This is a genomic window from Sphingomonas sp. (genome assembly GCF_040398505.1).
Taxonomy (GTDB): Bacteria; Pseudomonadota; Alphaproteobacteria; order Sphingomonadales; family Sphingomonadaceae; genus Sphingomonas.
In genome coordinates this window covers 1-10,533 of record NZ_JBBATX010000091.1, presented here as the reverse complement: position 1 = coordinate 10,533, position 10,533 = coordinate 1, and the positions used below count along the sequence as shown (strand labels likewise).

Annotated in this window: 10 protein-coding genes and 2 pseudogenes; 2 read left to right on the top strand and 10 right to left on the bottom strand. The window is 64.3% G+C overall.

The annotated features are described in order from the left end of the window. Positions 1-113: 113 nt before the first annotated feature. The 10 genes and pseudogenes from wecB to ABWP09_RS11140 form a co-directional block, all read right to left on the bottom strand. Complete coding sequence (gene wecB, locus ABWP09_RS11185; RefSeq protein WP_353205219.1) at positions 114-1,238, bottom strand: non-hydrolyzing UDP-N-acetylglucosamine 2-epimerase; 1,125 nt, start codon at positions 1,236-1,238, stop codon at positions 114-116. Between the two features lie 34 nt (positions 1,239-1,272). Continuing rightward, positions 1,273-2,037, bottom strand: coding sequence for a HesA/MoeB/ThiF family protein (locus ABWP09_RS11180; protein WP_353205218.1), 765 nt, complete (start codon positions 2,035-2,037; stop codon positions 1,273-1,275). Continuing rightward, a complete protein-coding gene (locus ABWP09_RS11175; protein WP_353205217.1) occupies positions 2,034-2,318 on the bottom strand; it encodes a hypothetical protein in 285 nt (94 codons plus the stop codon). Before ABWP09_RS11175 ends, ABWP09_RS11180 begins: the two co-directional genes overlap by 4 nt. A 104-nt stretch (positions 2,319-2,422) precedes the next feature. Further along, the gene (gene dut / locus ABWP09_RS11170) at positions 2,423-2,869 is read right to left on the bottom strand and encodes a dUTP diphosphatase (protein WP_353205216.1); all 447 of its coding nucleotides are present in this window, start codon (positions 2,867-2,869) and stop codon (positions 2,423-2,425) included. Between the two features lie 41 nt (positions 2,870-2,910). Beyond that, positions 2,911-3,546 (bottom strand): annotated as a pseudogene (locus tag ABWP09_RS11165) (phosphopantothenoylcysteine decarboxylase domain-containing protein); the annotation flags it as partial. An 11-nt stretch (positions 3,547-3,557) separates the two neighbouring features. Beyond that, the gene (locus ABWP09_RS11160; protein ID WP_353205215.1) at positions 3,558-4,706 is read right to left on the bottom strand and encodes an acyltransferase family protein; all 1,149 of its coding nucleotides are present in this window, start codon (positions 4,704-4,706) and stop codon (positions 3,558-3,560) included. A 2-nt stretch (positions 4,707-4,708) separates the two neighbouring features. Next, positions 4,709-5,242: pseudogene (locus tag ABWP09_RS11155) on the bottom strand (flavoprotein); the annotation flags it as partial. A gap of 1 nt (position 5,243) precedes the next feature. Next, entirely contained in the window at positions 5,244-6,350 is a 1,107-nt protein-coding gene (locus ABWP09_RS11150) for a glycosyltransferase family protein (RefSeq protein WP_353205214.1), read from the bottom strand. 157 nt (positions 6,351-6,507) lie between these two features. Beyond that, on the bottom strand, positions 6,508-8,043 hold the full coding sequence (gene ubiB / locus ABWP09_RS11145) for a 2-polyprenylphenol 6-hydroxylase (protein WP_353205213.1): 1,536 nt from the start codon (positions 8,041-8,043) through the stop codon (positions 6,508-6,510). 190 nt (positions 8,044-8,233) lie between these two features. Continuing rightward, positions 8,234-9,001: a class I SAM-dependent methyltransferase gene (locus tag ABWP09_RS11140; protein WP_353205212.1), complete on the bottom strand. Its 768-nt coding sequence runs from the start codon at positions 8,999-9,001 to the stop codon at positions 8,234-8,236. Between the two features lie 260 nt (positions 9,002-9,261). Here ABWP09_RS11140 and mutM point away from each other — a divergent pair, with 260 nt between their 5' ends. Continuing rightward, positions 9,262-10,071 carry a bifunctional DNA-formamidopyrimidine glycosylase/DNA-(apurinic or apyrimidinic site) lyase gene (mutM, locus tag ABWP09_RS11135; RefSeq protein ID WP_353205211.1) on the top strand — a complete coding sequence of 270 codons (810 nt, stop codon included), beginning with the start codon at positions 9,262-9,264 and terminating at the stop codon, positions 10,069-10,071. A 104-nt stretch (positions 10,072-10,175) separates the two neighbouring features. Further along, a complete protein-coding gene (gene rpsT / locus ABWP09_RS11130; RefSeq protein ID WP_188444735.1) occupies positions 10,176-10,439 on the top strand; it encodes a 30S ribosomal protein S20 in 264 nt (87 codons plus the stop codon). Positions 10,440-10,533 lie beyond the last annotated feature (94 nt).

Below are 10,533 nucleotides of genomic sequence, written 5' to 3'. Positions count from 1 at the left end.
GACAATCAGTTCTCATCCTGATTGACGCGCTTCTTACCCAGATTGTCGCGCTACAATACGGGTACTGGCGCACGGAAAACGAAAATAAAAAGGCGCGGAATTTCTGCAAAAGGTTAGAAGCTGTCAACCACCACACGCGCAATCCGTTCGCTTGCATGGCCATCGCCGAACGGATTGTGCGCACGCGCCATCGCGGCGTAAGCGGCGGGGTCGTCGAGTAGCGTGTTGACTTCGGCGACGATCCGGTTGGGGTCGGTGCCGATTAACTTGGCCGTCCCTGCGACTACCCCTTCCGGGCGCTCGGTCGTCTCGCGCATCACAAGCACTGGCTTGGCGAGCGCGGGCGCTTCCTCCTGCACCCCGCCGGAATCGGTCAGCGCGAGGTGGCACAGCCCGAGCGCACGAATGAAGTGCGGATAATCGAGCGGTTCGATCCGTGCGATATTGGCTTGCGCGCCGAGCACGCGCTCCATCGCTTCGACGACATTGGGGTTGGGGTGCACCGGAAACAGGATCGCGACATCGTCGCGCGCCGCGATCCGGCCAAGGGCGTGCGCGATATTGTCCATTCCCCCGCCGAAATTCTCGCGCCGGTGGGTGGTGACCAGCACGATCCGTTTTCCCGCGAAGCGCGCGGCAATCTCGTCCAAACCGGCGGCGAGTGACGGATTGGCATCGAGCTTGGTGCGCGTTGCATGCAGCGCGTCGATCACGGTGTTGCCCGTGACATGGATCGTGGCGGGGTCGATATTCTCGCAGCGCAGCGCCTCGGCCGCTGTCTCGGTCGGCGCGAAATGCTGGTCGGCGATCGAGGCGACGATGCGGCGGTTCACTTCCTCGGGCCAGGGCTGATAGATGTCGCCCGAGCGAAGCCCTGCCTCGACATGGCTGACCGGTACCTTGCGGTAATAGGCCGCGAGCGCGCCAACCATCGCGGTCGCGGTATCGCCTTGGACGATGACGCGGCCGGGCCGCTCGGCATCCATCACGTCGCCCAAACCCGTGAGCAGCCGCGCGGTCAGCCGGTCGAGCGATTGGCCCGGCTCCATCAAATCGAGATCGATATCGGGCGTTAGGCCCGCAATGCTGAGCACCTGATCGAGCAGCCCGCGGTGTTGCGCGGTGACGCAGGTGCGGACATCGAGCTCGGGCATAGTCTTTAAGGCCGCGACTACCGGGAAGAGCTTGATCGCCTCGGGCCGAGTACCGAAGATGATAAGAATGCGCGCGGGTTTCATAGCGCGGTCGTAGCGAGCTTCCCTTAAGGTTACGCTAACCGCACTCCGCACACCCCGGGTCCTTCGGCAACGCGATCGTCCGAAACCGAAACGCGAGCGCGTCGACTAGCAACAGCTTGCCCGCGCTATCGTCGCCAAAGCCGATGATCGCGCGCATCGCCTCCAGCGCGGCGAGGCTGCCCAACACGCCGGTCATCGCGCCAAGCACGCCGAGATCGGCACAGCTGTCTCCCGCGGCATCGGCGACGTTGCCGACTAAGCAGCGATAGCACGGCTTGTCTGCCTCCCAGCCGCGGAACACCCCAAGTTGCCCCTCAAACTGCCCGACCGCCGCTGAGACCAGCGGGATGCGCAGGCGCTGCGCCGCGTCGGCGACCGCAAGCCGTGTCGCGAAACTATCGGTGCCATCCAACACGACGTCCGACCCTGCGATCAGGTCAGCAGCATTGTCGGGCGTGAGGCGTTCAGCGTGAAGATCCAACGTGACATGCGGGTTGATTCGGGTGGCACTCGATGCCGCAGCGGCTACTTTTGACGCGCCGATATCCGCGTCTCCAAACAGCGTCTGACGCTGCAGGTTGGACAAATCAACACTATCGTCGTCGATCAGCATCAGCCGTCCGATTCCCGCTGCTGCCAGATATTGGATCGCGGGGGAGCCGATCCCGCCTGCTCCGATGATCGCGACGGTCGCCCGGCGGAGCTTGGCCTGACCTGCACCGCCGACTTCGCGCAGCACGATATGGCGGGCGTAGCGGTCGAGTTCGCCATCGCTCAGAACCGAGTCGGAAAGGCTCATCCGCGCCAGTCGAAGGTGATAGTCGCACGGTACCACGTGTCGCTCGCGCCGGATCGCACCGAGAGATTGCCGCGCGCGAAGCCGGTCACCAGACCCGCGGCATATTGCTCAACCGTGGGGCAAGCGATCGCATGCGGCACAGTCTGGCGGATCATGCCATCAGCACCGATCAGCGTCGCGATATCGACCTTTACGACATAATGACCGTCGGCGGGTTTCGGCAGCGTGCAACGCCCCGCTGCGATTTCGATGCCGACAAAAGCCGTGAGGTGCGGCGTCATTTGAGGCGCACTCGTGTAGGGGATTGGCGCGAGCGCCGTCCAATCGATTGGCACTGCGGGCGGCTCTGCGGGCGGTGCCGCTGCCTGGAAAAGCAAAAAGGCTATCATCGTCCCGTCGATCCGAACCCCCCTGTCCCACGCTCGGTATCGTCGAGCGAGGCGACCACGTCCAGTACTGCGCGTTGAACCGGGGCCGGAACGAGTTGGGCGATCCGGTCGCCGCGGGCAATCTCGAACGGGTCCGCGCCGAGGTTGATCAGGATCACCTTCACCTCGCCACGATAATCGCTGTCGATCGTGCCGGGTGTATTGAGGCACGTCATGCCGTGTTTAAGCGCAAGACCCGAGCGCGGGCGGACCTGCACCTCGTAACCCGCCGGGATCGCGATTGCGAAACCGGTCGCGATCGCGGCACGCGCACCGGGTGCGAGCGTCGCGGCTTCAGCAGCGACGACGTCCATCCCGGCAGCGCCATCGGTCGCGTAAGCGGGCAAGGGTAGGTCAACGCCGTTGGGCAAGCGCTTTAGCGCGATGGTGATCGGTGCGAGCATACTGCCAATATAGAATGTCTGATGGCGATGTCGAACGGGCTTTAGCGCTGCCGATTCGCCGCAAGGGTTACCGCAATCCGCTCGGCCAGCCGCGCCGCTACCGCGTCCTTTGCCATCCGCTCCCAGCTTTCGACGCCGCTTGCGGTGACGATGTGGACCGTGTTCGCTGCGCCCCCCATCACGTCGCCGGACACGTCATTGGCGACGATCCAGTCGATACCTTTGCGCGCGCGCTTGGTGGTTGCATGCTCGATCACGCGTTCGGTTTCCGCCGCGAAGCCGATCAGCAGGCGTGGACGGCACGGGCTGCGCGCGAGGCCAGCGAGGATGTCGGGATTCTCGACGAGGCGCAGGACTGGTGGCCCGCCCGCGCCTTTCTTGATCTTCTGCCCGGCGCTTTCCACGCGCCAGTCGGCAACCGCCGCGACCATCACGGCGGCATCGGCGGGAAGGGCGGCCGCAACGGCGGCCTGCATCTCAAGCGCGGTCTCGACGTCGATCCGCATCACGCCCTCGGGTGTATCGAGCGACACTGGCCCGGCGATCAACGTAACGCGCGCACCTAGCCGTGCCAGCGCGGCGGCAATCGCAAACCCCTGCTTCCCCGACGATCGATTGGCGAGATAGCGCACCGGATCAATTGGCTCATGCGTCGGCCCAGCAGTTACAAGGATGTGGGCGTCGAGACTCATATCGCCAGACGTTTCTTGCTCCAACGCCGGATTGTGTCGGTATGGCGTTCGAACGCCAAATAAAATGCATAGGCGCCGAACATAACCAACAGGATCGAGCAACCATATTGGAATAGCGACGTTGCGCTGATATCTTGACCTCCCCGGAGGCCGAGCAGCATCAATACCGTCAGAATCGGGATGTGCATGAGATAGAGGCTGTACGAAAACGCGGCGAGACTGGTGCCTAACGCCTCGATCCGCCGGGCACGTACGGTGCGGCACGGAATAGCGACAAGATTGCGAAGTACCAATAATACACCGACCGATAGCGTGATTCGCCATAGCGCGATCGGCACGACCGGAATTTGCAGTCGCACTCGGATGCCGGCGAACAAATCGTTGGCGAGGAACAGACTTAACCCCGACACGATCAATCCCAGCAGAATGCCCGTGTAGTTAGCACGCAGAACCTTAATTTGCGACACGAGTGCGCCGATGATCCAGCAAAAGAGCAAATCGGCATCAAGCACCGAAAAGATCAAGAGCGACAGCGCTGCCAATCCAATCGCGGTCACGCGGTACCGCGATGTTACCAAGCAAGCCGCCAGCGCCCCACCAAGGACATAAAACCAGAATTCGTAAGCAAGACTCCAATCTACGCCAAGATAGGGTTGGACCGGAACGATAATGCCCTGCAACGAAACAAGATTACCGATCACAACACCCGGATCGATCGGCTCGCTCCGTACGCCTTGCAGCACCACGCCGCATAGCAGCGCTGGGACAAACGGGACAAGCAGTCGGGTCGCGCGGTCGATGGCATAGGCACCGGGTTTGAAGCCGCCACTGCGTACGCGTTGGATGAGCCCGCCACCAACGAGATAGCCGCTTAGCGCGAAAAAGATCAGCACCGCCTCGCCACCGAAATGGGTTATCGCAAACCACAGCATTATCGCAGCATTTTTGTTTGCTGGAGCGAAAGTCTCGAATGGTTTGAACACGTACAGCCGCAAATGGAACAGAAACACCTCCAACGCGGCTAGGAAGCGCACCCAGTCTATCCACGGCAACGGCGACCCGATCGGTCCGGCGTCGGCGTTGCGATGTGGCGGTGACGGCTCGTTCTGGATCGAACCAGGACTTTCCCCGGTAACTTCGGTCACTTGGCCAACGCCGCCTCGATCGCCGCGAGAATCGCCGCCGGTTCGGGCAAGCGCCCCGGCCCGAACTCGCCGCACGCCATTGCGCCGTCGTCAGGCTCGAGCACGGTCACGCCGTCGCCGCGTAGCGTCGCGACATTGCGGCGCGTTGCGGCATGTTGCCACATCCGTACGTTCATCGCCGGCGCGGCGAGTACGGGTTTGTCGGTCGCGAGCAGTAAGGTCGTCGCGAGATCGTCGGCGATCCCCGCCGCCATCTTTGCCAGCAGATCGGCGGTGGCCGGCGCGACGACGACCAGATCGGCCGCGCGGCTGAGCTGGATATGGCCCATCTCGGCCTCGTCCTTCAAATCCCACAGCGAGGTGAAGACCTGATGCTCCGACAAGGCCGCCAGCGTCATCGGCGTGATGAAATGCGCGCCCCCGGCGGTGAGCACGCAGGTCACTTTAATCCCGGCCTTGCGGCACAAGCGGATGAGTTCGCACGCTTTATACGCCGCGATGCCACCGCCGACGATCAGCAGGATCTTCCTGGTCATATCAGCGCGTCACCCGCGTGATCGTGATTTTCCGCCGCGGTGTGCGCGCGGCGGCGACGAGGTCGCGCACGCCATCGGGCGCAAAGGCGAGGCCGATCAGGAGCGTGGGGGCGATCATCAGCCCCCAATAGAAGGTGTCGGTCCGCCCGAACAGCCCGAGTAACGCGGCATAGAGCGCGAACATCGCCAGCGCACGCAGCGCGAGCGGACTGTTCCACGCCGACCAGCCGAACACAGCAAGGCCAACGAGCGGTGCGGCGAGCCACAGGGGTGCCAGCACGAGCGCGGTCGACAACTGCATCGTCTTCACAAAGAAGCCAAAGCCCAGCAACCCGGCCCAACCCGGCGATGCCGGATCGGTCAGCCGCACCACGCCCGCAACGGCATGCGCGTGCAACGCCACCACCACCGCCAAGACCGCCACTGTAACCCCCCAGCCGATAGCTTCCTTGCGATTGCCTTCCGCAAACGCCAGCACCGCCATGACACCGACATACAGCGCCGCGGTCTCGCGGATCAGCATCGCGATCAGCCCGATCGCGACCGCCTCGATCCATTTGTCCTCGCGCCGCAGCGCTAGCGACAGCGCGATCAGCAAGCCCGCCCACACTTCATGGAAACTGGCGAGCTCGCCCTGCACGAACGCGATCAACCCGCCGCACAGCAGCGCGATCGCGATCAGCCGTGGCGGCGTTCGCGCAAAGGCCGGTCGCAAGCGCTGATACCAGGCGAACAGGACGCCCAGCGTCAGCGCATAGAGCAGCGCGATCGTCACGCTGCGCGGCAAAGCGGCCTGCACCACCGCCAGCGTCGGCAAGCGGAAGGTCACGAACGGCCGCATCGGGTAATCGCCGTTGCGGAGCGCCCGCGCGGTCACCGAATAATAATCGCCCCCGCCGCGAATCCCTTGCACGATCGTTTCGTACAGCACGACATCGGCCTGATTTTCCGCGCGGGCCGCGGGATCGTGGCTGACCGGCGGCGGGCCGGGGCTGGTCAGCGCCAGCAACGTGGCGGCCAGCAACAGCGCGAGCAGCGCAAGCGCTAACCGCGCGGCCTGCGGCTTAAGCGCGGCATAGCGCGAGGGGAGGGCAAGCCAGAGGCTCATACTGCGTCGAACCCGTTGAACGCATCTTTCCCCGGCAAAGGCCGGGGCCGAGCTGCGGCACAGGCGTTATCGTCGCCAGCGCTTCGCTTCCTCGGCCTTCGCCACTGGACCCCGGCCTTCGCCGGGGAAGGGCCGTAGTGCTGCAGGGAGGGCCTCGTTACCCCCACAGCAACCACCCGATCCCCAAACTCGCCGCAATGCTCACCAGCGACACTGCAACATAGCGCCACCCACCGCCGATCCGCACCACCTCGATTTCGCGCAAGGGCGGTTCAGGCGGCGCGCCCGGCGGGTTGGGGAAGCGCCGCTCGATATTGCGGATCAGCTCGGGCAACCGCGCGAGCGTGCGAAAATCCTCGACCAGCCGGTCGGCCACCGCCGCTTCGGGCCCAAGCTCGGTGCGGATCCATTCGCGCACGAACGGGGCCGCCGCGTCCCACAAATTGATCTCGGGATTGAGGCTGGTCGCCACGCCCTCGACCATCACCATCGTCTTTTGCAGCAACAGCAAATGCGGCTGCGTCTGCATGTCGAAATCGCGGGTTATGTTGAACAAGCCGTCGAGCATCATCCCGATCGACATGTCCTTCACCGACATACCGCGCATCGGTTCCCCGACCGCGCGCAGCGCCGTCGCGAATTCGGCGACGCTGTGGTGCGCCGGGACATAGCCCGCCTCGAAATGGATTTCGGCGACACGTTTGTAGTTGCCGGTGATCAGCCCATAGAGAATCTCCGCTAGCCACACCCGCGCGCGCCGGTCGATTCGCCCCATAATGCCGAAATCGATCGCCGCGATCTTGTTGCCCGGCAGCGCGAACAGATTGCCCTGATGCATGTCGGCATGAAAGAACCCCTCGGCGATCGCCTGGCGCAGGAAGGCGTGGACGAGCGTGTGGGCCAGCTTCTGCATGTCATATCCGGCGGCGACCAGCGCATCGCGGTTCGACAGCTTGATCCCGTCAATCCATTCGAGCGTCAGCACCTTGCCGGCGGTGCGCTGCCAATCGATCGCGGGCACGAGGAAATCGGGCTCGGCGGCCATCGCATCGGCCAGTTCGGACGCCGATGCCGCCTCGCGCCGCAAATCGAGCTCGCGCGCGGTCCAGCGTTTGAACGTCTCGATCACCAGGCGCGGGCGCAACCGCGCGATTTCGCCGCCATAGCCTTCGACTTGCGCCGCCGCCCATTGATAGGTGTCGATCGCGCGCGCGAAATCCTCCTCGACGCCGGGGCGCAGCACCTTGATTGCGACGGTGCGGCCATCGGTGGTGATGCCGCGATGGACTTGCGCGATCGAGGCGGCACCGACCGGCACCGGATCGATCGACTGGAACAGATCGGCCGGATCGCGCCCGAACGCGCGCGTCATCGCGGCGTGGATCGTCTCGTATGGGACGGGCGGCAGCGTATCCTGCAGCCGCATCAGATCAGCGGCGGCGGACTCGCCGACGATATCGGGCCGCGTCGCCAGCGTCTGGCCGAACTTGATCGCGGCGGGGCCGATTGCCTGCAACGCATCGGCATAGCGCGGCACCGCCGGCGCGCGCGCGCCGATCCGCGCGATCCGCGCGAGACGGCGCAGCGGGGTCGGCGTGTTAGGATCACGCTCGATCCCGCGCAGCGCGCCGTGCCGCGCGAGGATGCGCCCCCATTTCAGGAGCCGCCAGAGATGGATTGCGGGCGCGGTCATGCGACGGTGGGAAGAGAAGAAGGTTGGTTCGCGCGGAGGCGCGCAGACGTGGAGGTGTCGGGCGTGCTGGACGATCTACCGCGCCAGCGGCCTATTGGCACTTCGCCACCAAATGAGTGAAAGGTCTCTCTGACGCGGGGCGATTGCATCAGGCGAACCAACTCTGCGCCTCCGCGCCTCCGCGCGACCATCAAATCTTCCACCCCGAATGGATCGCGACCAACCCGCCGAGCACCGGCTCGACCGCGGTCTGCACGAATCCGGCATCGCGGATCATGCCTTCGAAGGTCGGCATGTCGGGGAAGCGGCGGATCGATTCGATCAAATAGCGATAGCTATCCTCATCCTGCGCGAGCAATTTGCCGAGCTTGGGGACAACCTTGTGCGAGTAGGTATCGTACACCTCGGCAAAGCCCGGCCACAGCGTTGTCGAGAATTCGAGGCAATAGAACCGCCCGCCGCGCCGCAGCACGCGGTTCGCCTCGCGCAGCGCCTTGGGGATATCGGTCACGTTGCGAATGCCGAAGGCGATCGTATAGCCATCGAAATAGCGGTCGGGGAAAGCCAGCACCTCGGCATTCGCCTCGGTCCATACCAATCCGTCGATGCCGCGCTTCGCCGCGCGGTCCATCCCGACTTCGAGCATTTGCGGGTTGATGTCGGCCACCGTAACGCTCGCGCCCGATTCGGCGAGGCGGAAGGCGATGTCGCCGGTGCCGCCAGCCATATCAAGGATCTGCTCGCCGGCGCGCGGTTTTACCCGGCGCACGAAACGGTCCTTCCACAGCCGGTGCGCCCCGCCCGACATCGCGTCGTTCATGATGTCATAGCTGCGCGCGACGCTCGAAAAGACCCCGCCGACGCGGGCGGTCTTGTCGGCGGCAGGAATATCTTCATATCCAAAGGAGACGGTGTTGGGCGCGTTGTCCGGGCGTGGGGCGATTATCGGGTCGGTCATCCCCCGGCTCTAGCCGAGCCGCGCGCCCACGCAAACCATCGCGTGGTGGCTGAACGAAAATCTCACGGCGCAGCCGTATCACTTCGTCTTCGTGTCCCTCGCGTCCTGCGTGCGAACCCAGTCTTCTTTCCAGCGCCGGACCCGGGACGAGCGTCGAGGTTCACGCGCAGGGCGCGAAGGAGCGAAGATCGCGAAGAGAAGAGAAGGTGTTGTAGCTTCGCCGAGGTGACAAGCTGCAAGCTGAGTGACAAGGAACATCGATGCCCGAGCTCCCCGAAGTCGAAACCACCGTGCGCGGGCTGACCCCCGTGCTTGACGGACAGCGCATTACCCTTGTGCAGCTGCGCCGCCCCGATTTGCGTCGGCCGTTCCCGGTCGATCTCGGCCAGCGCTTAACCGGCGCGACCGTGACCGGGCTCAGTCGCCGCGCCAAATACGGGCTGATCGCGACCGATCGCGGCGACACGATGATCTTTCACCTCGGCATGTCGGGGCGGTGGCGGGTCGATCCGGCTGAGCTGCTGACGCACGATCATTTGATCCTCGAAACCCCGACGCAACGCCTCGCGCTCAACGATGCCCGCCGCTTCGGTTCGGTCGATCTGGTGTCGAGCGCATCGCTTACCGACTTTCCTGCGTTCAAGACGCTCGGCCCCGAACCGCTTGGGTCCGGTCTGACCGCTGGCTATCTTCACACCGCGCTGGCGGGGCGGATCGCGTCGATCAAGCTGATGCTGCTCGATCAGCGAATCGTCGCAGGACTCGGCAACATCTATGTGTGCGAGGCGCTGTTCCTCGCGGGCATCTCGCCCAAGCAGGCGGCGGGGAAGCTGTCGCGCGCGCGGCTCGACCGACTCGTGCCGGCAATTCGCAGTGTTTTGCTCGCGGCGATCGACGCGGGGGGATCGAGCTTGCGCGATTATGTCCGGCCCGACGGCGGACTCGGCTATTTCTCGAAGCAATTCGCGGTCTATGGCCGTGAAGGGCAGCCCTGTGCCTGCAACGGCGCTGTTGCGCGCTATGCCGAGGGGGGGCGATCGACCTTTTGGTGTCCGAAATGTCAGCGGTAAACGCAGGGCCAGTTGACCCTCGAACCGCTTCTCGCTAAGGCGCACGGCTTCCGGGGCCGGGAGGTAACTCCTGCCCTTTCTTATTTACAGAATCAGAGGGTTTCATGGCGAACACGCCACAGGCGAAAAAGCGTATCCGTCGCAACGCCGCGCGGACCATCGTAAACGGTAACCGCACCGGTCGCATCCGGACCTTCGTCAAGAAGGCCGAGAGCGCATTGGAAGCGGGCGATAAGGTTGCGGCAACGGCTGCGATGGCACAGGTCCAGCCTGAGCTGATGCGGGGCGTCGCCAAGGGCGTGCTGCACAAGAACACGGCAAGCCGTAAATTCTCGCGACTGACCAAGCGCCTCTCCGCGCTGGCCTGATACTGCGGTAGGAATGACGATCCATCGCCCGTCGGACTTAGGTCCGGCGGGCTTTTTGTCGTCCGCGTCGCATTTTTCCAACCGATCCGGTCGG